The 24,720-nt window shown below is 70.4% G+C and carries 22 protein-coding genes and 1 pseudogene; 15 read left to right on the plus strand and 8 right to left on the minus strand.

The window, feature by feature from the left end:
* Positions 1–46 precede the first annotated feature (46 nt).
* Entirely contained in the window at positions 47–1,024 is a 978-nt protein-coding gene (locus ON26_RS16400) for a COX15/CtaA family protein (RefSeq protein WP_040797035.1), read from the plus strand.
* Here ON26_RS16400 and ON26_RS31680 read toward each other — a convergent pair.
* Together ON26_RS31680 and ON26_RS16410 are read right to left on the minus strand one after the other, a co-directional pair.
* Complete coding sequence (locus tag ON26_RS31680) at positions 1,003–1,446, minus strand: hypothetical protein (RefSeq protein ID WP_157171923.1); 444 nt, start codon at positions 1,444–1,446, stop codon at positions 1,003–1,005. The genes ON26_RS16400 and ON26_RS31680 overlap by 22 nt on opposite strands.
* A 154-nt stretch (positions 1,447–1,600) precedes the next feature.
* Positions 1,601–1,951 (minus strand): hypothetical protein, encoded by a 351-nt coding sequence (locus tag ON26_RS16410; RefSeq protein WP_040797036.1) that lies wholly within the window; start codon positions 1,949–1,951, stop codon positions 1,601–1,603.
* A gap of 85 nt (positions 1,952–2,036) precedes the next feature.
* On the opposite strand from ON26_RS16410, the gene ON26_RS16415 reads away from it, so the two are divergent.
* Positions 2,037–3,002, plus strand: a complete 966-nt coding sequence (locus ON26_RS16415; protein WP_040797037.1) for a quinone oxidoreductase family protein — start codon at positions 2,037–2,039, stop codon at positions 3,000–3,002.
* A 105-nt stretch (positions 3,003–3,107) separates the two neighbouring features.
* On the opposite strand, the gene ON26_RS16420 is transcribed toward ON26_RS16415, so the two are convergent.
* Positions 3,108–4,100, minus strand: coding sequence for a heme o synthase (locus ON26_RS16420; RefSeq protein ID WP_040797091.1), 993 nt, complete (start codon positions 4,098–4,100; stop codon positions 3,108–3,110).
* Positions 4,101–4,346: 246 nt separating this feature from the next.
* Between ON26_RS16420 and tkt the strand changes: the two genes are divergently transcribed.
* From tkt to ON26_RS16450, 6 genes are all read left to right on the plus strand, one after another.
* Positions 4,347–6,488, plus strand: a complete 2,142-nt coding sequence (tkt, locus tag ON26_RS16425; RefSeq protein ID WP_040797038.1) for a transketolase — start codon at positions 4,347–4,349, stop codon at positions 6,486–6,488.
* 8 nt (positions 6,489–6,496) lie between these two features.
* Positions 6,497–7,630: a transaldolase gene (tal, locus tag ON26_RS16430; RefSeq protein WP_040797039.1), complete on the plus strand. Its 1,134-nt coding sequence runs from the start codon at positions 6,497–6,499 to the stop codon at positions 7,628–7,630.
* Between the two features lie 2 nt (positions 7,631–7,632).
* The gene (zwf, locus tag ON26_RS16435; RefSeq protein ID WP_040797040.1) at positions 7,633–9,201 is read left to right on the plus strand and encodes a glucose-6-phosphate dehydrogenase; all 1,569 of its coding nucleotides are present in this window, start codon (positions 7,633–7,635) and stop codon (positions 9,199–9,201) included.
* On the plus strand, positions 9,198–10,106 hold the full coding sequence (gene opcA / locus ON26_RS16440; protein WP_040797092.1) for a glucose-6-phosphate dehydrogenase assembly protein OpcA: 909 nt from the start codon (positions 9,198–9,200) through the stop codon (positions 10,104–10,106). Before zwf ends, opcA begins: the two co-directional genes overlap by 4 nt.
* Positions 10,099–10,887, plus strand: coding sequence for a 6-phosphogluconolactonase (gene pgl, locus ON26_RS16445; RefSeq protein ID WP_083884135.1), 789 nt, complete (start codon positions 10,099–10,101; stop codon positions 10,885–10,887). The genes opcA and pgl overlap by 8 nt, the downstream gene beginning before the upstream one ends.
* A gap of 64 nt (positions 10,888–10,951) precedes the next feature.
* Positions 10,952–13,207, plus strand: coding sequence for a thiamine pyrophosphate-dependent enzyme (locus tag ON26_RS16450; RefSeq protein WP_040797041.1), 2,256 nt, complete (start codon positions 10,952–10,954; stop codon positions 13,205–13,207).
* A gap of 127 nt (positions 13,208–13,334) precedes the next feature.
* On the opposite strand, the gene ON26_RS16455 is transcribed toward ON26_RS16450, so the two are convergent.
* Positions 13,335–14,498, minus strand: coding sequence for a helix-turn-helix transcriptional regulator (locus tag ON26_RS16455; protein WP_169333724.1), 1,164 nt, complete (start codon positions 14,496–14,498; stop codon positions 13,335–13,337).
* Positions 14,499–14,597: 99 nt separating this feature from the next.
* Between ON26_RS16455 and ON26_RS32920 the strand changes: the two are divergent.
* The 3 genes and pseudogenes from ON26_RS32920 to ON26_RS16470 form a co-directional block, all read left to right on the plus strand.
* Positions 14,598–15,335: pseudogene (locus ON26_RS32920) on the plus strand (DUF1906 domain-containing protein); the annotation flags it as partial.
* A gap of 45 nt (positions 15,336–15,380) precedes the next feature.
* Positions 15,381–16,418 (plus strand): LGFP repeat-containing protein, encoded by a 1,038-nt coding sequence (locus ON26_RS32925; protein WP_051027157.1) that lies wholly within the window; start codon positions 15,381–15,383, stop codon positions 16,416–16,418.
* Between the two features lie 54 nt (positions 16,419–16,472).
* Positions 16,473–17,129 (plus strand): class I SAM-dependent methyltransferase, encoded by a 657-nt coding sequence (locus tag ON26_RS16470; protein WP_040797043.1) that lies wholly within the window; start codon positions 16,473–16,475, stop codon positions 17,127–17,129.
* Between the two features lie 362 nt (positions 17,130–17,491).
* Here ON26_RS16470 and ON26_RS16475 read toward each other — a convergent pair whose 3' ends face one another.
* Positions 17,492–19,123, minus strand: a complete 1,632-nt coding sequence (locus ON26_RS16475) for an MFS transporter (RefSeq protein ID WP_083884137.1) — start codon at positions 19,121–19,123, stop codon at positions 17,492–17,494.
* 104 nt (positions 19,124–19,227) lie between these two features.
* On the opposite strand from ON26_RS16475, the gene ON26_RS16480 reads away from it, so the two are divergent.
* Positions 19,228–19,860 carry a TetR/AcrR family transcriptional regulator gene (locus tag ON26_RS16480; protein WP_040797044.1) on the plus strand — a complete coding sequence of 211 codons (633 nt, stop codon included), beginning with the start codon at positions 19,228–19,230 and terminating at the stop codon, positions 19,858–19,860.
* Positions 19,861–20,017: 157 nt separating this feature from the next.
* A complete protein-coding gene (locus ON26_RS16485) occupies positions 20,018–20,275 on the plus strand; it encodes a hypothetical protein (protein WP_040797045.1) in 258 nt (85 codons plus the stop codon).
* Here ON26_RS16485 and ON26_RS16490 read toward each other — a convergent pair.
* Positions 20,236–21,273 carry an alpha/beta fold hydrolase gene (locus ON26_RS16490; RefSeq protein ID WP_245545878.1) on the minus strand — a complete coding sequence of 346 codons (1,038 nt, stop codon included), beginning with the start codon at positions 21,271–21,273 and terminating at the stop codon, positions 20,236–20,238. The genes ON26_RS16485 and ON26_RS16490 overlap by 40 nt on opposite strands.
* Positions 21,274–21,378: 105 nt before the next feature.
* Here ON26_RS16490 and ON26_RS16495 point away from each other — a divergent pair, with 105 nt between their 5' ends.
* Both ON26_RS16495 and ON26_RS16500 read left to right on the plus strand, forming a co-directional pair.
* A complete protein-coding gene (locus tag ON26_RS16495; RefSeq protein WP_040797046.1) occupies positions 21,379–22,227 on the plus strand; it encodes an SDR family NAD(P)-dependent oxidoreductase in 849 nt (282 codons plus the stop codon).
* A 47-nt stretch (positions 22,228–22,274) separates the two neighbouring features.
* A complete protein-coding gene (locus tag ON26_RS16500; RefSeq protein WP_051027151.1) occupies positions 22,275–22,787 on the plus strand; it encodes a GNAT family N-acetyltransferase in 513 nt (170 codons plus the stop codon).
* A gap of 31 nt (positions 22,788–22,818) precedes the next feature.
* On the opposite strand, the gene secG is transcribed toward ON26_RS16500, so the two are convergent.
* Together secG and ON26_RS16510 are read right to left on the minus strand one after the other, a co-directional pair.
* The gene (secG, locus tag ON26_RS16505) at positions 22,819–23,052 is read right to left on the minus strand and encodes a preprotein translocase subunit SecG (RefSeq protein ID WP_040797047.1); all 234 of its coding nucleotides are present in this window, start codon (positions 23,050–23,052) and stop codon (positions 22,819–22,821) included.
* Positions 23,053–23,110: 58 nt separating this feature from the next.
* Positions 23,111–24,715 (minus strand): MFS transporter, encoded by a 1,605-nt coding sequence (locus tag ON26_RS16510; RefSeq protein WP_040797048.1) that lies wholly within the window; start codon positions 24,713–24,715, stop codon positions 23,111–23,113.
* Positions 24,716–24,720 lie beyond the last annotated feature (5 nt).

Consider the following 24,720-nt stretch of genomic DNA (forward strand, 5'->3'; position numbering starts at 1 on the left):
GTAGACCGGGTGCGAGCGCGTCCGCGCCGATGGATACCATCGTCGGGTGCTGTATCGCGCCTTCCTGGGACTCGTCGACAAGCTCCCGCTGCCCTCGCTGCGGGCGCAAAGGCTCATCGCCCTGGCGGTGATCCTCAGCCAGGCCGGTATTTCGGTGACCGGTGCGGTCGTGCGCGTCACCGCCTCCGGGCTGGGGTGCCCGACCTGGCCGCAGTGCTTCCCCGGCTCGTTCACCCCGGTCGGAGTCGGCGAGGTCGCCGTCATCCACCAGGCCGTGGAGTTCGGCAACCGGATGCTGACCTTCCTCGTGACTCTCTTCGCCGCGCTGGTGGTGCTCGCGGTCACCAGGGCGCGCCGCAGGCGCTCGGTGCTGGTGTACGCGTGGCTGATGCCGGGCGGCACGGTCGTGCAGGCGATCATCGGCGGCATCACGGTGCTCAGCGGCCTGCTGTGGTGGACCGTCGCGGTGCACCTGCTGGCCTCGATGGTGATGGTGTGGCTGGCGGTGGTCCTCTACGCCGAGATCGGCGAGCCCGACGACGCCGATCCGGTGGCCCATGTGCCCGCTCCCCTGCGCTGGCTCACCGCCCTCAGCGGCCTCGCACTGTCGGCCGTGCTGATCTCCGGCACCCTGGTGACCGGCGCCGGACCGCATGCGGGCGACAAGAGTATCGACCGGCCGGTGGAACGACTCGAGGTCGAGATCGTCACCCTCGTGCACCTGCATGCGCAGCTGCTCGTCGGTTATCTGGCACTGCTGATCGGGCTGGGCTTCGGGTTGTTCGCGGTGGGCATCACCCGCGCGATTCGCACCAGGCTGTTCGTCGTGCTCGGCCTGGTCTGCGCGCAAGCGCTGATCGGCGTCGTCCAGTACTTCACCGACGTGCCCGAGGTGCTGGTGATCATGCACGTCGGCGGCGCGGCCGCGGTCACCGCCGCCACCGCCGCGCTGTGGGCTTCGCTGCGCACCCGGGAACGCGTGGACGCGCTGGTCGGCAGCGATCAGGCGGTATCGTCCGTCTGATCGTCCGCGCGCGGACCGTCCACCACCACCGAATAGCCCGCGGCGCGCAGCACGCGGGCCAGGAGTTCCATCTCCATCGACGTCCCGCTGCATCCGACCGTGCGGATCTCGGCGACCTTCGACTTCACTTCGAACAGCCCGCCGCCGTCGTAGCGGCGCAGCAGTCCGAGCAGGAGTGCGTCGTCGTCGAACGGACCACCCGCGAGCCGTAACCGGCTCGGCCCGTGCGCGGCCAGCAATGCCGAGCGCACGTAGTCGTCGGGGCCATCCGAACAGGTGGCCCACCCGTTACCGCACGCCGCGCACCGGCTTTCGATCTCCGAGCGCAACCGCCCCTCGATGATGGCCTCACGCACCGCACAGTGCATGACAGCCCCGCATCGGTCGCAGATCGTGCCCGCCACCACCGATTCACTGCTCACTCGCCGTGCCATTCCGCTGTCGATCATCTCGACGCGTGCCGACCGATTTTCTCCGTACAGCCGCGTACGCAAAACGCTAACCCGGCGGGCGGCGGACCGACAAAGAATGCGTCATTCGCAGTGCAAGGTTCACCGCGAACTGGCGAAACAGCGGCTACTTCTCGTTGCGGGCCTTCGGGAACCGCTTCTGATTCGCGACCCAGCCCGCCATCTGCGACCAGTGGCCCTTGCGCGGCGTCACGACGGAGGTGAGCTCGCGATCCCATTCCTCGCCGAGGCTCAGGCCATCGACGAGCTCGACCAGCCGCTGGGCGGTCGCCTGGTCGGCCACGACCCGATCGCCGAGCACGCCGTCGGCGCCGATCAGGGTGACCCGGACCCCGATACGGCCGATCTGCTGCAGGACGGCGGTGGCCGAGCCACCGTGGGCGGCGACGAAGCCCTTGACCGAATTCACCACGGAGCTCGGCACTTCGACGCGGGCGGGGGCGGTCTCAACGCTCATGCGAGGGAGTTTACCGACCGGTAGGACACAGCCGGTGGCCGACCTGTCCGATTCACCGCATCGGCACCCGGGTAGAACTGGACCCATGCGCGCCATTCAGGTTTCCGAACACGGTGGACCCGAAGTTCTCGTCGCCACCGACCTGCCCGAACCCACGATCGCCCCGGATCAGGTGCTGGTCGACACGCAGGCGATCGGCGTCAACTTCATCGACACCTACATCCGCACCGGCCTCTACCCCAGCGAGGTCCCCTATGTGCCGGGTTCGGAGGCCACCGGCGTGGTGACCGCCGTCGGCTCCGAGGTTCGCGACATCGCCGTGGGCGACCGGATCGCCTGGGCGGCCGGACCGGGCAGCTACGCGGAAAAGGTCGCGGTGCCCGCCGCGGTGGCCGTTCCGGTGCCCGACGGCATCGAGCCGCCGGTCGCGGCCTCGGTCCTGTTGCAGGGCATGACCGCGCACTACCTGATCGAGTCGGTCTACCGGCCGGAGCCGGGCGAGACGGTGCTCGTGCACGCGGGAGCCGGCGGCGTCGGGCTGATCCTCACCCAACTCGCCGTCGCGCGCGGGGTCCGCGTGATCACCACCGTCTCCTCGGACGAGAAGGAAGCCCTCTCGCGCGAGGCCGGCGCCGCGGAGGTGCTCCGCTACGGCCCCGACCTGGCCGAGCGGGTGCGCGCGCTGACCGACGGTGTGGGCGTGGCCGCTGTCTACGACGGGGTCGGCAAGGACACCTTCGACGCCAGCCTGGACTCTTTGCGGGTGCGCGGCACGCTCGCCCTGTTCGGCGGGGCCAGCGGCCCGGTGCCGCCGGTGGATCCGCAGCGGCTCAACGCGGGCGGATCGCTCTACCTCACCCGCCCGAGCCTGGCGCACTTCACCCGCGACCGCGAGGAACTGCTGTGGCGGGCGGGCGCGATCATGGACGCGATCGCCGACGGCACACTGAAGATCCGCGTCGGCGCGACCTATCCCCTCGCCGAGGCAGAGCGTGCGCACCGGGATCTGGAGAGCCGCAGGACCACCGGCTCCATCGTGCTGATCCCCTAGCGGGCCGCCTGCTGCCCTCGCTCGAACGGAGTTCGCGGCACCGGAAAACGCGAACGGCCTCCTCGCATCGGGCGCGGGGAGGCCGTCGAGTCCAGTGGGACGGGCTCAGCTGAAGAAGCTGCCGATGGTGTCCCAGCCGAGCACGGAGTCCACCGCCAGGCCGCAGAACACCACGGCGAGGTAGTTGTTCGACTGCAGGAACAGCCGCAGTGGCTTGACCGACTCGCCGCGCCGCACGCCGGAGTACAGCTGGTGGGCCATCAGCAGGAACCAGGCGCCGGCCACCACGGCGACGGCGGTGTAGATCACGCCGGTCGCGGGGACCAGGGCCAGCGTGGCGAGCACGGTCAGCCAGGTGTAGACGACGATCTGCTTGGTGACGGTCCGCTCGGAGGCCACCACCGGCAGCATCGGCACCCCGGCCGCGCGGTAGTCCTCCTTGTAGCGCATGGCCAGCGCCCAGGTGTGCGGCGGCGTCCAGAAGAAGATCACCGCGAACAGCGCGATCGCGGGCCAGCCGATGGTGCCGGTGACCGCCGACCAGCCGACCAGCGCGGGCATGCACCCGGCCGCGCCGCCCCACACCACATTCTGCGAAGTACGGCGCTTGAGGCCGAGGGTGTAGACGAAGACGTAGAACAGGATCGTGAGCACGACCAGCGCGCCGCTGAGCAGGTTCGCCTGCCACCACAGCCACGCGAAGGAGGCGATCCCGAGCACCAGGCCGAAGACGAAGGCGTTGCGCGTCGGCACCGCGTCCCTGGCCAGCGGCCGCTTGGCGGTGCGCTTCATGACCTTGTCGATGTCGGCGTCGGCCACGCAGTTGAGGGTGTTGGCGCTCGCCGCGCCCATCCAGCCACCGAACAGGGTGACCAGGATGAGCCGGATGTCGACCTCACCGCGATCGGCGAGCAGCATCGTCGGAATGGTCGCGACCAGCAGCAGTTCGATGACGCGCGGCTTGGTGAGCGCGATGTAGGCGAGCACCCGGCGGATCGCCCGGGAGGCGAGGCCGGTGCCGGAGAACCGATCGGCGAGCCCCGTCGGAGAGGAGCCGTGCGCACCTTCGCCAGCACCGGGCTGTTGACCGATTCGCACTGTCACTCCTCGCACGCTGTGCATCCCATCCGGCAATCGACAAGCAGCCCGCTCGATTCTCGCTGTTCACGGACGCACAACCCGTGTGGCGCGGCTACTACTACAAAGGATGGTAGACCGTGCCGGGGTCCGCCCCGCCCACAGGCCCGCCTCCGCGCCATTCGAGCAGGCCGCCACCAGTTAGGGTGTTGTGGTAAATCGCCTCTTCCCGCCGTGCCGAGACCACATGTCAGGAGAATCCCGGTCGTGTCAGTGACAGACGACATCCGCGCCCTCACTCAGCCGAACCACCCGGACGACTGGACCGACCTCGACACCAAGGCCGTCGACACCGTCCGCGTCCTCGCCGCCGACGCCGTGCAGCAGGCGGGCAACGGTCACCCCGGTACCGCGATGAGCCTCGCGCCGCTGGCCTACACCCTCTACCAGCGGGTGCTGCGCCACGACCCGAGCGACCCGAGCTGGGTGGGCCGCGACCGGTTCGTGCTGTCGTGCGGCCACTCCAGCCTCACCCAGTACATCCAGCTGTACCTGGCCGGCTTCGGTCTCGAGCTGGACGACCTGAAGAACCTGCGCAAGTGGGGCTCGCTGACCCCGGGTCACCCGGAGTTCCGGCACACCGACGGCGTGGAGATCACCACCGGCCCGCTCGGCCAGGGCCTGGCCTCCGCGGTCGGCATGGCGATGGGCGCGCGCCGCGAGCGCGGCCTGTTCGATCCGCACGCCGCACCGGGCGCCAGCCCGTTCGACCACCACATCTACGTGATCGCCTCCGACGGCGACCTGCAGGAGGGCGTGACCGCCGAGGCGTCCTCGCTGGCGGGCACCCAGCAGCTGGGCAACCTGATCGTCTTCTACGACGACAACAAGATCTCCATCGAGGACGACACCACGATCGCCTTCACCGAGGACGTGGCCGCGCGCTACGAGGCCTACGGCTGGCACGTGCAGACCGTCCTCGGCGGCGAGGACGTCACCGCGATCGAGGCGGCGGTGGAAGCGGCCGAGGCCGTCACCGACAAGCCGTCGATCATCGTGTTGCGCACCATCATCGGCTACCCGGCGCCCAACAAGATGAACACCGGTTCCTCGCACGGCGCCGCCCTCGGCGCCGACGAGGTCGCCGCCACCAAGAAGGTGCTCGGCTTCGATCCCGAGCAGACCTTCCAGGTCGACGACGCGGTCATCGCGCACACCCGCAAGGCGATCGAGCGTGGCGCGGCGGCGCACAAGGCCTGGCAGGAGCAGTTCGACGCGTGGGCCGCGGCCAACCCGGAGAACAAGGCGCTGTTCGACCGGCTCGCCGAGCGCAAGCTGCCCGAGGGCTGGGCCGACGCGCTGCCGGTGCACGAGCCGGATCCGAAGGGCATGGCCACCCGCAAGGCCTCCGGCAAGGTGCTGGCCGCGCTGGCGCCGGTGCTGCCGGAGCTGTGGGGCGGTTCCGCCGACCTCGCCGAGTCCAACAACACCACCATGCCCGGCCAGCCGAGCTTCGGCCCGGAGGCCATCTCGACCGGCATGTGGAAGGCCGAGCCGTTCGGCCGCACCCTGCACTTCGGTGTGCGCGAGCACGCGATGGGCGCGATCCTCAACGGCATCGCCCTGCACGGCCCGACGCGCCCGTACGGCGGCACCTTCCTGGTGTTCAGCGATTACATGCGCCCGGCCGTGCGCCTGGCCGCGCTGATGCGGGTGCCGGCGATCTACGTCTGGACCCACGACTCCATCGGCCTCGGCGAGGACGGCCCGACCCACCAGCCGATCGAGCACCTGGCCGCGCTGCGCGCCATCCCCGGCCTGAACGTGGTGCGCCCCGGCGACGCCAACGAGACCACCTATGCCTGGCGCACCATCCTCGAACGGGATTCCGCGGAGCACACCTCCCACTTCTCGGTGTCGGAGCTGCCGCACCAGGACGGCCCGTCGGCGCTGGCGCTGACCCGTCAGGATCTGCCGATCCTGGAGGGCACCAGCTACGAGGGCGTCGCCAAGGGCGGTTACGTGCTGGCCGAGGCGTCGACCGGCACCCCGCAGGTCATCCTGATCGCCACCGGTTCGGAGCTCCAGATGGCCGTGGCCGCGCGCACTACGCTGGAGGCGCAGGGCATCGGCACCCGGGTGGTCTCGATGCCGTGCGTGGAATGGTTCGACGCGCAGGACAAGGCCTACCGCGACGAGGTGCTGCCGCCGGCGGTCCGCGCCCGGGTCGTCGTCGAAGCCGGTATCGCGATGCCGTGGCACCGGTTCGCCGGTGACGCGGGTGAGATCGTCTCGATCGAGCACTTCGGCGCCTCGGCCGACTACCAGACCCTGTTCCGCGAGTTCGGCCTCACCGAGGAAGCCGTCGTTGCCGCCGCGCAGCGCACGCTCGAGAACGTGAAGGGATAGCAAGCGCTATGGCACAGAACGAGAACATCGCGGCACTGGCCGCGGCCGGCGTATCGGTCTGGCTCGACGACCTGTCGCGCGATCGCATTCGCACCGGCAATCTCGCCGAACTGATCGAGACCCGCGGCGTCGTCGGGGTGACCACCAACCCGACGATCTTCCAGGGTGCGCTCAGCCAGGGACACGCCTACGACGAGCAGTTGAAGGAGCTGGCCGCCACCGGCGCCGACGCCGACGCGGCCATCCGCACCATCACCACCGACGACGTGCGCGAGGCCTGTGACGTGCTGGCCGGCGTCTTCGAGGCGACCGGCGGCAAGGACGGCCGGGTCTCCATCGAGGTCGACCCGCGCTTCGCCTTCGACGCGGACAAGACCGTGGCACAGGCGATCGACCTGTGGAAGACCGTCGACCGGCCGAACCTGTTCATCAAGATCCCGGCCACCGAGGAGGGCCTGCCCGCGATCACCGCGGTGATCGCGGAGGGCATCAGCGTCAATGTCACGCTGATCTTCTCGGTGCAGCGCTACCGCTCGGTGATGGGCGCCTACCTCGACGGCCTGCGCAAGGCCCGCGTCGCCGGGCACGATCTGGCCCGGATCCACTCGGTCGCCTCGTTCTTCGTGTCCCGGGTGGACACCGAGATCGACAAGCGACTCGAGGCCATCGGCACCGACGAGGCACTGGCACTGCGCGGCAAGGCGGGCGTGGCCAACGCCCGGCTCGCCTACGCCGAGTACCAGGACGTGTTCGACGGTGGCGCGCACACCTCGACCTACCAGCACCTGGCCTCCGCGGGCGCGTTGAAGCAGCGCCCGCTGTGGGCCTCGACCGGCGTGAAGAACCCGGACTACCCGGACACTCTCTACGTCACCGAACTGGTCGCGCCGAACACCGTCAACACCCTGCCGGAGAAGACGCTCGAGGCCGTCGCCGCGCACGGCGAGGTCCGCGGCGACACCGTCAGCGGCACCGCCGCCGAGGCCGCCGAGGTGTTCGAGCGGTTGCGCGCGGTCGGCATCGACATCGACGACGTGTTCGCGCTGCTCGAGCGCGAGGGCGTGGAGAAGTTCGAGAAGTCCTGGGAGGAACTGCTGACCGCCACCGCGCAGGAGCTGCGCGCGGCCGGTACCGAGAGCTGAGCGTGGCGGGCTCGGCTTCCGCGCGGGCGCAGTCCTGGCGCAATCCGCTGCGTGACGAACGGGACAAGCGGGTGCCGCGGATCGCGGGCCCGTGCGGCATGGTGATCTTCGGCGTCACGGGTGACCTCTCGCGCCGGAAACTGATGCCCGCCATCTACGACCTGGCGAACCGGGGGCTGCTTCCCCCCGGTTTCGCCCTGGTCGGTTTCGCGCGCCGCGACTACGCGCACGAGGATTTCGCGCAGGTGGTGCTCGACGCCGTCAAGGCGCACGCCCGCACCCCGTTCCGGCAGGAGGTCTGGGATCATCTCGCCGAGGGGATCCGGTTCGTGCAGGGCTCCTTCGACGACGACGCCGCCTTCGCCAACTTGGCACAGACGCTCGCGCAACTGGACAAGGAACGCGGCACCGGCGGCAATCACGCCTTCTATCTGTCGATTCCGCCGGACATGTTCCCGCTGGTCCTCGATCAACTCTCCCAGCACAAGCTGGCCGGCCCGATCAGCCCCGACGCCAACGGCCGCGAGCCGTGGCGCCGGGTGGTGATCGAAAAGCCGTTCGGGCACGATCTCGACAGCGCGGTGGAGCTCAACGCACTGGTCAACCGGGTGTTCCCGGAGGAGACCGTGTTCCGCATCGACCACTATCTCGGCAAGGAGACGGTGCAGAACATCCTGGCGCTGCGCTTCGCCAACCAGTTGTTCGACCCGATCTGGAACGCCAACTACGTCGACCACGTGCAGATCACCATGGCCGAGGACATCGGCCTCGGCGGGCGCGCGGGCTACTACGACGGCATCGGGGCCGCGCGCGATGTCATCCAGAACCATCTGCTGCAGTTGCTGGCGCTGGTGGCGATGGAGGAGCCGATCAGCTTCGAGCCCAAGCAGTTGCAGACCGAGAAGATCAAGGTGCTCAGCGCCACCAAGCTGGTCGAGCCGCTCGACGAGACCTCCGCGCGCGGTCAGTACGCGGCCGGCTGGCAGGGCGGCGAGCAGGTCGTCGGCCTGCTCGACGAGGACGGCTTCGATCCGCGCTCCACGACCGAGACCTACGCCGCGATCACCCTCGAGGTCGATACCCGCCGCTGGGCGGGCGTGCCCTTCTATCTGCGCACCGGTAAACGCCTGGGGCGCCGGGTGACCGAGATCGCGGTGATCTTCAAACGCGCGCCCCACCTGCCCTTCGACCAGACCATGACCGAGGAACTCGGACAGAACGCGCTGGTCATCCGGGTGCAGCCGGACGAGGGCATCACCATGCGGTTCGGCTCCAAGGTGCCGGGCTCGAGTATGGAAGTCCGCGACGTCAATATGGATTTCAGTTACGGCGAGGCCTTCACCGAGTCCTCCCCCGAGGCCTACGAACGTCTGATCCTCGACGTGCTGCTCGGGGTGCCCTCGTTGTTCCCGGTGAACGCGGAGGTCGAATTGTCCTGGCACATACTCGATCCGGTGCTCGAGCACTGGGCCGCGGACGGGGTGCCCGAGCCGTACGAGGCGGGCACCTGGGGACCGGTATCCGCCGACGAGATGCTCGCCCGCACCGGGCGGGAATGGCGGCGCCCGTGATCATCGACATGCCCGACACCACCACCGGCGCGGTCGCCAAGCGACTGGTGCAGTTGCGGGAGAGCTACGGCGTCGTCACCATGGGCCGGGTGCTGACCCTGGTGGTGTGCACGCTGGACAGCTCCGAGGCCGAGGACGCCATCGACGCCGCCAACGACGCCAGCCGCGAGCATCCCTGTCGCGTGGTGGTTCTCGCGCGCGGCGACCGCGACGCGGAGACCAAACTCGACGCCCAGATCCGCGTCGGCGGCGACGCGGGCGCGGCCGAGGTGATCGTGCTGCGGCTGGCCGGAGAACTGGTCAGTCACGAGAGCAGCGTGGTGGTGCCTTTCCTGCTGCCCGACACCCCGGTGGTGGCGTGGTGGCCGCGCGGCGCGCCGGAGTTCCCGTCCCGGGATTCGGTGGGAAGGCTGGCCACGCGCCGCATCACCGACGCCACCTACGCCGCCGATCCGCAGAACACCATCCGCGGCAGGCACGCCTCCTACGCACCCGGCGACACCGATCTGGCCTGGAGCCGGATCACCTATTGGCGGGCACTGCTGACCGCGTCACTGGACGAACCGCCCTACGAGCCGGTCGAATCGGTGACCATCTCCGGCCTGCGCGAGGAACCCGCCCTCGACATGCTGGCCGGCTGGCTGGCGAGCCGCCTGAACTGCCCCGTCCGGCGACGCACCGGACCGCTGGAAGTGCGGCTGCACCGTCCCACCGTCTCGATCGGCATCACCCGCCCGCAGACCGGGCGTACCGCGACCTTGACCCGCTCCGGCGACCCCGACCAGCGGATCGCACTGGCGCGCAGGGAAACTCGTGACTGCCTCGCCGAAGATATGCGCCGCCTGGACGCGGACGAAATCTATCGCGAGGCACTCGCCGGAATGGAGAAGGTGATCTATGAGTGAGACACCCGCCGGCCGTTACGCCGACCAGAAACGTCGCGTCGCGGCAAGTTTCCCCGCCGACACCGTGCAGGTGCATCCCGATACCGAGGCGCTGGTGAACGCCGCGGCCCGCCGCTTCGTGGAGGTCGTGGTGGCCGCCCAGGCGGCGCGCGGCTCCGCCTCGGTGGTGCTGACCGGTGGCGGCACCGGTATCGGCCTGCTCGCGCAGGTGCGCCGCGAACCGGGCGATATCGACTGGTCGGCACTGGACGTGTTCTGGGGCGACGAACGTTTCGTGCCCGCGGGAGATCCGGAGCGCAACGAACTCCAGGCGCGTGAAGCCCTGCTCGACCACGTGCCCGTCGACCCGCACCGAGTGCACATCGTGGCGACCAGCGACGGCGAGTACCCCGATCCGGTCGAGGCGGCCGCGGAGTACTCGGCGGCGGTGCACGCCCATCTCGAGGAGCACGGCGCCTTCGATCTGCACCTGCTCGGCATGGGCGGCGAGGGTCACGTGAACTCGCTGTTCCCGGACACCGACGCCGTGCGCGAGGAGCACGAACTCGTCGTCGCGGTGACCGATTCGCCCAAGCCGCCCGCGGTCCGGGTGACGTTGACGCTGCCCGCGGTGCGCAAGGCTCGCCACGTCGTGCTGGTCGTCGGCGGCGCGGCCAAGGCCGAGGCAGTCGTGGCCGCGCTGAACGGCGCCGAGCCGGTCGACATTCCGGCGGCGGGCGCGCGCGGCGCGGAATCCACCACCTGGCTGCTCGACGAAGAGGCCGCGTCCGCGCTGCGCTGATGCGCGCAGCCCGGATCGGCCGCCGGTCCGCTCGGGTACCACGCAGATCCGGGAGGTGCGATCGATGAGCGGCACCGATTCCGCGGGTGCGGCGCTGGACGAGGCGTTCCGGTCCGCCGTCGGCACGCTCGCGCCGCCCGCGGTCCCGGCCCCGCTCCCACCGGGATACACCGCCGTCGATCTGCGGAAGCTGTTCGACGGGCAGGCCGCGAGCAGACACCTGGATCTGACCGCCCGGCGGCTCGGCGCGGCACGGGAAGGCTTCTACAGCATCGGTTCCTCGGGGCACGAGGGCAATGTCGCGCTGGCGGCCGCGACCCGGCCCACCGATCCGGCTCTCCTGCACTACCGATCCGGCGCGTTCTTCCTGCACCGTGCCCGCCGCGCCGGCGTCTCCGATCCCGCCCGCGACGTGCTGCGCGGCGTCGTCGCCTCATCCGCCGACCCCATCTCGGGTGGGCGGCACAAGGTGTTCGGCAGCGCGGCCGCCCACGTCATCCCGCAGACCTCCACCATCGCCTCGCACCTGCCGCGCGCCGTCGGCCTCGCCTTCGCTCTCGACCGCGCCCACCGCGCCGGACTCGAACCGTCCTGGCCCGCCGACGCGATCGTGTTGTGCACCTTCGGCGACGCCTCCGCGAACCATTCCACCGCGACCGGCGCGATCAACGCCGCCCTGCACACCGCCTACCAGGGTGCGCCCGTGCCGATTCTGTTCGTCTGCGAGGACAACGGCCTCGGCATCAGCGTCCCCACTCCCCCGGGCTGGATCCAGCATGCCTACGGCTCCCGCCCCGGCTTGCTCTATCTCGGCGCAGACGCCTGCGACCTCCGCGACGTCCTGGCCGCCTGCACCACGGCCGTCGACCACGTCCGCGCCCACCGCACCCCCGTCTTCCTGCATCTGCGTACCGTCCGCCTGCTCGGCCACGCGGGCTCGGACCTCGAAGCCGCCTACCGCCGCCCCGCCGACATCGCCGCCGATCTCGGCCGCGATCCGCTCTTGGCGACCGCCCGCCTGCTCGTCGAGACCGGCACCGCCGAACCCGCCGCCCTGCTCGACCGCTACGACGAGATCGCCGCCCGCGTCGCTCGGACCGCCGAATCCGTGTGTGCCGAACCGAAGCTCGACACCACCGCGGCAGTGACGGCGCCCCTGGCGCCGGCTCGTCCCGAGGCCGTCCGCGCCGATGTCCTGCGGGGACGGCCGATGTCGCCGAGTGCTGCGCCCCGGCGCCGAGGTGATCGGCCTGCCCTTGGTCCTTCCCGCGCCGCGGGCGTGGCCGCGCCCGACGATCCGCCGGTCACGCTCGCGCAGGCGATCGACGCGACGCTCGCGTCGCTGCTGGAGCGCGACCGCGATGTGCTCGTCTTCGGCGAGGACGTCGGCCGCAAGGGCGGGGTGTACGGCGTGACCAAGGGCTTGCGGGCCCGCTTCGGCCCGCGCCGGGTCTTCGACACGATCCTCGACGAACAGAGCGTCCTCGGCACAGCGCTGGGCGCGGGCCTGGCCGGATTCGTGCCGATACCGGAGATCCAGTACCTCGCCTATGTGCACAATGCCGCCGACCAATTACGCGGCGAGGCAGCCACTCTCGGCTTCTTCTCCGCGGGCCGCTATCGCAACCCGATGGTGGTGCGCATCGCCGGGCTGGCCTACCAGAAGGGCTTCGGCGGTCACTTCCACAACGACAACTCGCTGGCCGCCCTGCGCGACATCCCCGGTCTGGTGCTCGCCGTGCCCGCCCGAGCCGACGACGCCGCCGCCCTGCTGCGCACCTGCGTGTCCGCCGCCCGGGTGGACGGCCGGGTGTGTGTGCTGCTCGAGCCGATCGCGCTCTACCACTCCCGCGACCTGTTCCCGGGCGACGGCGCCTGGGCCGCGCCGGCGAACGACCCCGAGCACGTCGAGATCGGTCGTGCCCGCTGCTACGGCGAGGGAACGGACCTGACCATCGTCACCTTCGGCAACGGCGTGCCGATGAGCCTGCGCGTCGCCGCCCGGCTGGCCGCCGACGGCATCCACGCCCGCGTCCTGGATCTGCGCTGGCTGGCTCCGCTGCCGCTCGCGGACCTGGCGCACCACGCCGCCGCCACCGGCCGGGTGCTCGTCGCAGACGAAACCCGCCGCAGCGGAGGTGTTTCCGAGGCGATCTGCACGGCCCTCGTCGACGCCGGGTTCCGGGGCGCGCTGTCCCGGGTCACCGCCGAGGACAGCTTCGTCCCGCTCGGGCCGGCCACAGCGGCGGTCCTGCTCGACGAGGCCACGATCGAAGCGGCCGCGCGGGCGATTCGACCGGCCACGGCCCCGGACTCGTAGACCTCGATCACGCTGCGGCGATCCCGCACCCCCGGCTCGGTCGGCTCCGGCGGACCAGCGCGTCACCGGTGCCGCCGCCCACGGCGCAGGGGAGGCGGGCCGACAGGGGTGTTCCCGCCGGGTCGCGTCATTCGAACTGGCCGGTGCCCAACAGCACCGTGGTGAGCAGTCGTACCAGTTCGGCCTGGCGATGCGTGCCGGACTTGTCGAACACGTGCTGCAGATGGGTGCGGGCGGTGTTCACGGAGACGGCCAGATCCTCGGCTATCGCGCGCAATCCCGCGCCGCGCAGGGCGGCCGCGGCGACCCGCGCCTCCGCTCCGGTCAAGCCGTAGAGCTGCCGCAGTGTCTCACCCCCGCCCCGGGTTTCACGCTCCGGGTCGACGACGACGACCACGGCGGCGCGCTCGTCCTCGGGTGCGCAGGCCGATTCCAGCGGCAGCACGAGCAGTGCGTACGGGGTCCGGCCGCCGGGCCGGGGCATCAGGTAGCGCCCGCCCGCGCGCGGTCCGGTCGTTCGCGTGGCTGCGGCGATCAGCGCGCGCAGGTTCGCGGCGGCGACGCTGTCGGTCGACTCCAGGTGGCCGCGACGACCGATCGCGAGGCCGTCGCGCGCCGCCAGGACGGCCGAGGCCGCCGGATTCCGGTAGCCGATCACACCGCCCGCGGTCACCACGAGCACTCCGTGGCGGTAGCGTTCGAGCACTTCCGTTACGCGTCGGCGTGCCGAATCCGCCTCCACGAGGCGGGATTGCGCGGTCACGGCGTGGCGCAGGTGCGGCAGCAGCAGCCGTATCGTCGGCGCGGCCCGCGCGTGGTCGAGATCTCGGTCGTGGTCGGGATACAGGGCGAGCCAGGCGATCCGGTCGCCGTCGGCGACCACGGTGAGCATGCCGTTGCCGAGCCCGTGCGGCGCCAGCCAGCCGCTGAAGAACGGGTGCCTGCGCAGGTATCCGGGCTCCAGCAATTCCTCGCAGGTGGTGACCAGGCCTGCCGGTGCCTGCGCGAGCGCGGTCGCGATCGGGTCGATGCGCCAGAAGCGGGCGTTGTAGGTTCGGCGGAGTTCGCCGGCTCCGGTCGAGCATGCCGTCATCGTCCGGCAATTCGGCGCGCCGACGATCAAAGCGCCCCGATCGGCGCCCACCGCCGCGACGAGATCGTCCATCGCGTTGGCCCAGTCGGCCGGATGCAGCGCGGCGCGCTCGATGCGCGCCACGATCTCGGAAAACCTCTCGACCGTCATCGTCATGTGAAATAACCTGCGGTACAGGAAAAACGGCGGGTTCGGCACGGAGCATCGGGCCTCGAGCCGCGGTACGCGCGAGTGACCCGCTACTCGATTCTTCCACCCCGGCGATTTCACCGTGGGCCTTCGCTCTCATCGGTTCGGATGAGGACAGCGCAGCGCGAATCCTGTTCTACTCGAGGAGCAACCGCATCGCTACCCGATGGAGGTTCTCCCATGCCGACGGCAGTCGATTTCGCCGCACGCCTGATAGATCCGGCCGCCATCAAGGCGGCCGGGCACAGCGCCGTTCTGGTCTACGTGTCCCCGAGCAGACCCGGCGCCGACTTCGGCGCCAAGCCGGTGACCAGAGAGTACGCCGAACGCCTTCGCGCGGCCGGGCTCGATGTGGTGTCGATCTGGCAGTTCGGCAAGCCGGGCGATGCGCGTTCCCCCTCGGACTGGACCACCGGTTTCGACGGCGGACGCCGAATGGGGCTGCAGGCCGCGCAGATTCACACGGCCGCGGGCGGACCCGAACGCGCCCCCATCTTCTTCGCGGTGGACGAGGACATCTCCCTGCAGCAGTGGAACACCGGGGCGGTGCACTTCTTCCGCGGCGTGAACGAGGTCCTCGGCCGCGAACGCACCGGCATCTACGGCTCGTCCAGGGTGTGTGCGTGGGCGATCGAGGACGACGTCATCGGCCGGTCCACGGACGCGGGCAAGCGCTGGGCCTGGCAGACCCGCGCGTGGTCGGGCAATCGGCTCGACACCCCCGAAGCCGTGCTGTACCAGCGCGTCATCGACACCCCGGCCAACCCGGGACCACTCATCGACGGCAGTTCGGTCGACGTCGACGACATCCTCGCCGCCGACTACGGGCAGTGGTCCCTCGATCGCGGAAGGCACCTCGTGACACCTCCGGAATTCACCGAACTCGACCGGATGGGCAACTCCCGCTCCTCGCGCTGGGGCGCCCGCATCACCAATTTCCTGCTGCACACCCAAGAGGGGAACGGGACAGCGGAATCACTGGCCGGCTACCTGAACAACCCGGCCAACAGCGTCTCCTACCACTACACATTGCGCGATGCGATCCTCTGCGATGTGGTGGACACCGATTACGCCTCGTGGTCGGTGCTCGACGCCAACAGCCAGACCATCAATCTGTGCTTCGCGGGCAGCCGCGCCGCCTGGTCGCGCGAGCAGTGGCTGGCCGTCGAGGGCGATCTGCGGATCGCGGCGTGGGTGGCCGTGCAGGACGCGAAGAAGTACGGCTTCGCGGCCGATGTCATCGCCCCGCCCTACACCAGGCGCGACGGCATCTCCGACCACAAGTACGTCACCCAATGCCTCGGCATCGGTACCCACACCGACGTCGGTTTCCAGTTCCCCTGGGACGTCTTCGCCCGGCACGTCCGGGAATTCGCCGACGGCACGGGTCCGGTGCAGGTGCCCGGCGCGATCGACGCCAAGGCCGCGGTGACCCCGTGGCTCGGCGCGCGGCTGGGGCCGCCCGGGGAACAGCGGACCCCCGACGGGGTGGGCCGTTTCGTCAGGTACGAGCACGGCTACGTGTACTGGCATCCGTCCACCGGCGCGCACCCGATCCCCGAGTCGCTGTTCGGCAAGTACGCCGAACTCGGCTGGGAGGCCGGACCGCTGGGTTACCCCATCACCGATCCCACGACGCTGCGCGACCCGGACGGCCGGGCGTGGGGTGAGGTGCAGGGTTTCCAGCAGGGGGCGCTGTATCACCGGACCGGCGAGCCGGTGTATCACCTGCACGGCGAGATCCGGGAACGCTGGAACCGCAGCGGTTTCGAGAACGGGCCGCTCGGCTGGGCCACTTCCGACGAGATCCCCTTCGACACCGGCGCCTACCAGGAATTCGACCACGGCCGGATCTACTGGACGCCGAAGCAGACGCTCGCGCTGCGCCGGGTCGGCGATGTCGACGAACCGCTGCAGGACACGCGCTGACGCGGCCGGGGTGTCGGATCGCCCCGACCGACGGTCAGGGTACAGGCTGGACCCATGACACAGTCACCCGAGAACTGGAACAGCGTCTACGACAACGACAACGCCCCCTGGGTGATCGGGGAACCGCAGCCCGCGATCCTGGAGCTGGAGCGGGCGGGATGGATCCGCGGCCGGGTGCTCGATCCCGGCGCGGGCACGGGTGAGCACACCATCGCGCTGACGAAGCTCGGCTACGACGTGCTCGGCATCGACCTCTCGCCCAGCGCGGTGGAGCGGGCCCGGCGCAATGCCGCCGACAAGGGCGTGCCCACGGCTCGGTTCGAGGTGGTCGACGTGCTCACCCTCGCCGACACCGGCGGTGCGGAACTGGGCGTCTTCGACACCGTGGTCGACAGCGCGCTGTTCCACGTCTTCGGCACCGAGCCCGAGGCCAGGGCCACCTATGTGCGCGGACTGCACCGGGTGTGCGTGCCCGGCGGGCTGGTGCACATCCTGGCGCTCTCCGACGCCGAGCCCGGGTTCGGACCGCGCATCGGCGAGTCGATCCTGCGGGACTCCTTCACCGACGGATGGGAGTTCGAGGATCTGAGTACCACGACCTACCGCGGCCGGGTCACCGAACTCGTGGCGCAGGAGGCCGAGCGCCTGCACCTGCCCACCGAGGGGCCGGTCGACACCGCGGCGTGGCTGGCACGCATCCGCCGTCGCTGATCGATCCCGGGCCGTCGCGACCGCCACCCACTCGCCCAGGCGGAAGACCCGATTTCATAACGATCAAGCAACGAGACAGGGGCTCCGCAACCTATTCGTTATCGATGGCCGGCTACATATTTCCCGTCGTCACAGGTCCGGCGCTCAGCGCGTGTACGGACAGATGCATGATTCGCTCGCGCGTGCAGCGGCAAGGCCCCCGACGTGCCCGCGAGCCGCGAGTGTGGCAGCATCCTCGTCGAGGCCGGGGTCCGAGAAATCAGGCGGGCACCGGTCGGCTGGTCCGGAGGCGGCTCCGGGTTCTCCCGGAGCCGCCCCACCGACATCGCGGCCACCGTTGCGACGGACCGGCCGCCCGGCTCTCAGCCGATCGATTCCCTCGTCGAGCCGTTCCCGGCCCCCTCGCTCACGGCCACGGGTTCGCCGTCGGCCACCTCGTCGGCCACGGAACCGTCTTCCGGTGCGGCCTTCTCGCCAGTGGCGGCTGTGGTCATCGCACGACGGCCGGGCGCCCAGATCCCGAGCGCGACGGCGGCCACCAGCGTCAGCACGCCGAGCGCGAGGGCGGCATTGCAGGCGCCGTGCATGAAGGCCGACTGGGCGGCATCGACGAGCGGGTCCGCCTGCGGCCCGGCCTGCTCGGCCACCTGCATGGCGGCCGCCAGCGACCCGCTGACCGGCTCGCGCGCCTGCTCGGGCAGCTGCGGCAGCAGCGGGGCGATCCGCTCGGTGTACCCGGCGGCCAGCACACTGCCCGCGATCGCGATGCCCACCGCCGCGCCGACTTCGCGGGCGGCGTCGTTGACCGCCGAGGCCACGCCGTGTTTGGCGGCGGGCGTGTTCGCGATGATCGCGGCCGTGGCGGGCGGCGAACTCAAGCCGAGCCCGCTGCTCATCACCAGCAGCGGCCACAGCAGGTCGGTGTACACGCTCTCGGCGGTCAGCCGGGACAGCCCGATCAGCGCGATGCCGATCATGCCGACGCCGACCAGTGTCGGCAGGCGCAGCCCGAAACGCTCGGCCAGATACGGCGCGGCCATGGCGAGCGCGACCATCGGCACGATCATCGGTGCCAGCGCCACCGCCGATTTCAGCGCGCTGTAGCCGAGGAACAGCTGCATGAACTGCATGATCAGCAGGAAGGTGCCGAACGCCGCGAGGAACTGCATGCCGACCGCCACCGATCCGCTGCCGAATCCGCGCACCGCGAACAGGCGCACGTCCAGCAGCGGACGTTCCACCCGCAGTTCGACGAACACGAATCCCAGCCCGGCGAGCACAGCGCCGGCCAGCGCGAACAGCGTGACCGGATCGGTCCAGCCCCGCACGGGTCCTTCGATCGTGCCGATCACCAGCAGGCCGATCGCGGCCACCGAGCACACCGTGCCCAGCGGATCCATGGCGGGGCGGGCATCGTCGGTGGAATCGGTGACCGTGCAACTCGCCACCGCGAGCACCACGCTGGCCGCGGCCATGGCCACGAAAATAGCGATCCAGGAGTGGAATTCGAGCAGCAGACCGGAGCCGAGGAAGCCGATCACCGCGCTGACACCGGCGACACCCGCCCAGGTCGCGATGGCGGCCGAGCGGCGGGACTCGGGGAAGTTGGCGGTCAGCAACGACAGGGTCGATGGCATGACCAGCGCCGCACCCGCGCCCGCGACGGCCCTGGCCACGATCAGCCAGGTGGGCGAGTCCAGCACCAGCGGTAGCGCCGAGGCCACCGAGAACAGCACCAGCCCCAGGACGAGGACCAGCCTGCGGCCGTAGCGATCGCCGAGCGCGCCGCACGGGAGCACCAGGCAGGCCAGCATGAGTGTGTAGCCGTCGATGATCCAGGTCAGCTGTTGCTGGGTCGCACCGGTGTCGGCGGCGATCTCGGGCAGGGCGGTGTACAGCGCCGCCATCGCGGCGATCACCAATGCCACCCCCATACAGGCGACGACCAGCAGCCACCACTGCCTTCCGGACAACCGAATGACGGTGCTATCCATGTCGCCTCCCGAGAAACAGTACTATGAGTAGCGTACCGCTACCAGCAGTATCACAAGTGGGCCTCTCCGCGACAGGCCCGACTCGGAAAGGAGCCGCACATCCCATGACCGCCGGCGCCGACGACTCCGACACCGACCCACGCACCGTCCGGTCCCGTCGGCGGTTGCTGGACGCGGCCGCCACCCTGCTCGAATCCGGCGGGCCCGAGGCGGTCACGATCGAGGCGGTCACGCGGCTGTCCAAGGTCGCGCGCACCACCCTGTACCGGCACTTCGCCAGCGCGCGGCAGTTGCGGGCGGCGACGCTGGAGCGTCTGCTGCCGCCGGTCATCGAGACCGCCCCGCCCGCCGGGCTGCGCGACGGCCTGATCACCTCGCTGGTCCGCCAAGCCGCCGTCATCGACGACGCCCCGCTGCACATGAGCAGTTTGGCCTGGCTGGCCACCGCCGACCGCGACTCCGGGGCCGACGGCGCCGCCACCCACTCGCTGCGCGCCCGGCTCATCGAGCAGTACCGCGCGCCGTTCGACCGCGTGCTGGAAACCCCCGAAGCCCAGGCGAGATTGGGTGACTTCGACCGCACCCGGGCCCTGGCCCAGCTACTCGGTCCCATCGTTTTCGCCAAGCTCATCGGCCTCGACACCGCCACGCCGGAGGAATGTGCCCGGCTCGTCGACGACTTCCTCACCGCTCGCGACGCCGAACGCGAGCGCGACCGCCGATCCTCGGCCACGTGAGGACCGCGTGCACACGAAGGGCATACCGCTGCCGGAGGAACTGAGGTCTGTCGGAGAATCCCGCGCCCCTGCCACCATGACCCGGACCGACGAATTCCACCTGTCCGAGGGGCTTCGCCGTTCGGTCGGTCGCGGCCGTCCCTCTCGAAAGGGATCCATGAAACTCCTCGTGCGCGCGACCCCGGTCGTGGCCGCCCTCGCGGCGTCCGTCCTCTGCGTCGCGGCTCCCGCGTCCGCCGAGACGACCGGAGCCCCGGCTCCCGCGGTCGCCCAGCAGATCGCGATCAATACCACCGGCAGTTCCGGCCTCGATGTGGTCGCGACCATCATCGACGCTCTGCTGCGCGGCTCGACAGGCTCGGGATTCAACGCCTGCTACCCCTCTCCGCTGGGTGGGTGCACCGGCCCCCTGTGACCGGCGGGCGCCGACCCGGACCGCACCCGTACCGAATCGCCGAGGTGCGCCGTGATCAGGGCGTTCACCTCGTCACCTCGTTCGAGCGGCAGCAGGTGACCCGCGCCGGGCAGGGCGGTGACCGTGCGTAGCCCCGGCACGCACGCGCGCATGACGCCGAGCGGGTCGCGTCCGCTGAACCCGGCCATGTCCGGGTCGTTCTCGCCGTAGACGAAGTACGTCGGCACCCGCACGACGGGGTCCAGGTCGGCGGTCAGTTCCCAGTTCCGGTCGAAGTTGCGATACCAGTTGAGCCCGCCGGAGAAGCCGGTGCGCTCGAATTCGGCTGCGAGGGCGTCGAACTCGGCGACCGACAACCACGGCCACGGCAGGGCGGGCGCCTGCGGAAGCACATCGAGGTACCCGCGGCCCGGCGGATGGCGCCAGGTGTCCAGGTAGCGGTAGTCGCCACTGAGCGCGTAGTACACGCGCGCCAGGAACTCCCGGGGAGCGGCGTCGAGTTCGCGGTCGGCGACGCCCGGACGCTGGAAGTAGTCCAGATGCAGGAAATGCCGTTGCGCCGCCTTCGCCCACAGCTGCGAGGGCGGTCGCGGCGGACGGGGCGTGTACGGATTGTTCAGCACGATCATCGCGCGCACCCGCTCCGGCGCGCGCTGGGCCAGCTCCCACAACAGGGCGGCCCCGAAATCCAGTCCGATGAATACCGCCTGCTCGGCTCCGATGTCGTCGAGCAGGGCCAGCAGGTCCGCGATGACCGCGAGATTCGTGTAGGCCGCGGGATCGGCGGGCGCGTCGGTGCGGCCAGCGCCGCGCAGGTCGGGGGCCAGCGCCCGGAAGCCCGCCGCGGCGACCGCCGCGAGCTGCCGATGCCAGATGTACCCGGTGTGCGGGAATCCGTGACAGAAGATCACCGGCCGGCCCGCGCCGCGCTCGGTGACGTGCATGCGGATGCCCGCGCCGGTCACGTACCGGGATATCGGCGGTTCGGTCACCGTCACCGGGCTCGCCTCATTGCCACCTCGTCTCCGCGGGCTCGCATTTTCGCGAACTCCGCATCGAAAGTAGAACACGTTCTATGTTTCTCACGGTAATGTCCGACAGTCGTGAGCGGAATACCTGGGCAACTTCGTGATCGCGTCGCGGTCGTCACCGGCGCGAGTCGCGGCATCGGCAAGGGCATCGCCCTCGAGCTGGGCGCCGCGGGCGCCACCGTCTACGTGACCGGCCGATCGGTCACGCCGGGCAAGCTGCCCGGCACCGTGCACGAGACGGCCGCCCGCATCACCGAACTCGGCGGCGTCGGCGTTCCGATGGTGTGCGACCACCGCGACGACGACGCGGTCGCCCGGCTGTTCCAACGGATCGCCGAGGAGCACGGGCGCCTCGACGTGCTGGTGAACAACGTCTACAACTCCCCCGCCGCGAGCCGCTGGCTGGGCAAGCCGTTCTGGCAGGTGCCGCCCGACGCCTGGGATCAGACCTTCGACGTCGGCGTGCGGTCGCACTATGCCGCGGCGGTGTTCGCCGCTCCGCTGCTGATCGGCTCGAACGGCCTGCTGGTGAACATCTCCTCCCCCGGCGCGATCCGCTACATGCACAACGCCGTCTACGGCGTGGCCAAGGCAGCGCTGGATCGGTTCACCGCGGATCTGGCGCACGATCTGGCGGACACCGGCGTCACGGTGGTCTCGCTGTGGCCGGGCATCGTCGACACCGAACTGCTGCAACTGGTTCCGGCCGACGACCAGGGCAGGCGACTGGTGACCCTGCCGGGCGAAGGCACCTTCGACCTCGATGCCGCCGAATCCCCGCACTTCGCCGGACGAGCGGTCGTCGCGCTGGCCGGCGATCCGGGCCGCCGCTGTCTGAGCGGATCGGCCACGCGCGTGCACGAGCTCGCCGATCGCTACGGATTCACCGACATCGACGGTCGTGTCCCGCGCAACGATTGACCATCGCCGCTGGACAGCGTGTGCGCGGACCGGGATGATCGGCACCGATGACCACTGCCGGCCCGATCCTGCTCACTCCGAGGCTCAGAATGCGCCCGCTCCGCGCTTCCGATGCCGAACGGCTCCACGAGCACTGGAACGATCCGGGTATCCGCCGCAATCTCTTCGACGACGAGCCGGTGATCGCGGCCATGGTGGTGGCCCTCACCGAGCGCAGTGACCTCGATTTCGCCATGCGCGGCTACGGATTCTGGACGCTGGTCCCCCGCTCCTCGCGCAACGGCAAGCTACTGGGCGTCTGCGGATTGCGCTGGAGCAGAGACGGCATCCGGATGATCTCGAGCGTCGAAGAGGGCCATCGCGGCGAGGGATTGGCGCTGGAGGCCTGCCGCGCCGTGCTCGACTACGCGTTCGGCACCCTCGGCCTGGACCGGGTGATCGCGGCCATGGACGAACACGCCGAGTCGTCGATCCAGCTCTGCGAACGGCTGGGAATGGTCCGCACCGGGACGACCGACCATCTCGTGCACTTCGAGGCCCGCGCCGTCCCACCCGCCTGACGGGTGCGCTGCGCGGGCCGTGCCGGGCCGATCAGGAGAACTTGATCTCCAGGCCGATGCCGAGAATGGCGATGAGCCAGATGATGCCGGTGAAGATGGTGAGGCGGTCGAGGTTCTTCTCGACGACGGTGGAACCCGACAGGCTGGACTGCACGCCACCGCCGAAAAGGCTGGACAGACCCCCACCCTTGGCGCGGTGCAGCAGCACCAGCAGCACCAGCAGCACGCTGGTGATGATAAGGAGGATATCCAGGAACATCCGCATGCCGGTCAGTCTATGGGGTAGACGCTCGCCCACCCCAATCGGGCGCCTCCGGCAGCGGTCAGCGCCCCGGCAGATCGACCGCGACCAGGTGACTGATCCGCGGCTCGCCCGCACTGAATTCGCTGACCGCCTGCGTGCGCAGCCGATCCTGCGCGGTGAGCCGCACCTGGTGCTGATGCATGTGCTCTGCCCAGGACCGCACCACGAAGGCCTCGACGAAGCGATTGATCACGCCGACATCGCGGAACAGCCGCCACTCCATCGCTCCGGTGCGTTGGGTCGATCGCCCGACGAACACCATCGCGGCGAGGAACTCCTCGGCCCGCTCGGGCGGCACGTCGTAGTAGCGCAGCACCAGCACCGGTCCGTCGTCGGGATCGGGCTCGACCACCAGCTCCGGCTCCGGCCAGAACGTCGCCGGGGTCAGGTCCAGCTCCTCGGCGTCGTGGCGGATCGGCAGCCACACGCTGACCGCCGCACCACAGATCAGCAAGCCCGCCGAGATCAGCAGCGCGGTGACCGATGAGGTCACCCCTGCCACCAGGCCCCACAGCAGCGCGCCGAGTGCCTGACCGCCCATGAACACCAGCATGTACACCGACAGGCCGCGCGCGCGCACCCAGGCGGGCAGCAGCAGCTGCATGGTCGCGTTCATCGTCGACAGCGCCAGCAGCCACGCCATGCCCGCGGCCACCAGCAGCGCCAGCACCGCGGCCACACTGAGCAGCAGCGCGGCGCCCGCGGCGGCCAGCCCGAACACCACCGAGGCGATGGTGAGCCGCTGCGTCGGCGTCAGCTTGGCGCGGATGCGGGCCAGCGCCAGCGCCCCGGCGACCGCGCCGACGCCGAGCGCGCCGAGCATGAGGCCGTAGCCGGAGGAATCCAGCCCGAGCTGGTCGCGCGCGATGATCGGCAGCAACGCCCAGACCGCGCTCGCCGGGCCGACGAACAGCAGGCAGCGCAACAGGACCCGCCGGATCGCCGGCGCCGCGCGGATGAATCGGGTGCCCGCCTGCAAGGCCGCAAGCGGTCGCTCGGACGGCAGCCTGCGATCGGCGGGCGGACGCCGCCAGAACACCAGCACCGCGACGATGCCGCCGAAGGACAGCGCGTTCAGCGCGAAGACCAGCGCGGGCCCGGAAGCCGCGACCAGCAGACCAGCGAGCGCGGGCCCGACGGCGCGGCCGATATTGACGTTCATGCTGCCCAGCGCGGCGGCGGACGGAATCTGCTGGCGGGGCACGAGTTCGGGCTGGATGGCCTGCCAGGACGGCGCGGTGATCGCCTGCCCGCAGCCGAGCAGGAACAACAGGAGCAGCAGCACGCCCGGCGTGGTGTGACCGGTCGCGGTGGCGACCGCCAGCACCGTGGCCAGCACCGCCATCGTCGATTGGGCGCCGAGCAACAGCCTGCGCCGGTCCATCAGATCGGCCAGCACACCCGAGGGGATCGACAGCAGCATCACCGGCAGCGTGATCGCGGTCTGCACAAGCGAGACCAGCGTCGCCGCGTTCGGCTCGTCCACCAGCAGCCACTGCGCGCCCACCGTCTGCATCCAGGTGCCCATGTTCGACACCAGTTGCGCGATCCAGAGAGCACGGTAGATCGGGGAGCGCAACGGCGCCCAGGTGGACAGTGGTTGCGTGGCGTCGGCGGTGGTCACTGTGC

The organism is Nocardia higoensis NBRC 100133, assembly GCF_000308595.1.
In the GTDB taxonomy this organism is placed as follows: domain Bacteria; phylum Actinomycetota; class Actinomycetes; order Mycobacteriales; family Mycobacteriaceae; genus Nocardia; species Nocardia higoensis.

What these genes read in the sequence shown, in the direction of transcription:
- pgl (WP_083884135.1), top strand. Translation starts at nt 10,099, where the DNA reads ATGAGTGAGACACCCGCCGGCCGTTACGCCGACCAGAAACGTCGCGTC.
- ON26_RS16485 (WP_040797045.1), top strand. Translation starts at nt 20,018, where the DNA reads ATGAAACTCCTCGTGCGCGCGACCCCGGTCGTGGCCGCCCTCGCGGCG.
- ON26_RS16500 (WP_051027151.1), top strand. Translation starts at nt 22,275, where the DNA reads ATGACCACTGCCGGCCCGATCCTGCTCACTCCGAGGCTCAGAATGCGC.
- ON26_RS16450 (WP_040797041.1), top strand. Translation starts at nt 10,952, where the DNA reads ATGAGCGGCACCGATTCCGCGGGTGCGGCGCTGGACGAGGCGTTCCGG.
- tal (WP_040797039.1), top strand. Translation starts at nt 6,497, where the DNA reads ATGGCACAGAACGAGAACATCGCGGCACTGGCCGCGGCCGGCGTATCG.
- secG (WP_040797047.1), bottom strand. Translation starts at nt 23,052, where the DNA reads ATGCGGATGTTCCTGGATATCCTCCTTATCATCACCAGCGTGCTGCTG.
- ON26_RS16475 (WP_083884137.1), bottom strand. Translation starts at nt 19,123, where the DNA reads ATGGATAGCACCGTCATTCGGTTGTCCGGAAGGCAGTGGTGGCTGCTG.
- ON26_RS16415 (WP_040797037.1), top strand. Translation starts at nt 2,037, where the DNA reads ATGCGCGCCATTCAGGTTTCCGAACACGGTGGACCCGAAGTTCTCGTC.
- ON26_RS16480 (WP_040797044.1), top strand. Translation starts at nt 19,228, where the DNA reads ATGACCGCCGGCGCCGACGACTCCGACACCGACCCACGCACCGTCCGG.
- ON26_RS16410 (WP_040797036.1), bottom strand. Translation starts at nt 1,951, where the DNA reads ATGAGCGTTGAGACCGCCCCCGCCCGCGTCGAAGTGCCGAGCTCCGTG.
- ON26_RS32925 (WP_051027157.1), top strand. Translation starts at nt 15,381, where the DNA reads ATGGGCAACTCCCGCTCCTCGCGCTGGGGCGCCCGCATCACCAATTTC.
- ON26_RS16470 (WP_040797043.1), top strand. Translation starts at nt 16,473, where the DNA reads ATGACACAGTCACCCGAGAACTGGAACAGCGTCTACGACAACGACAAC.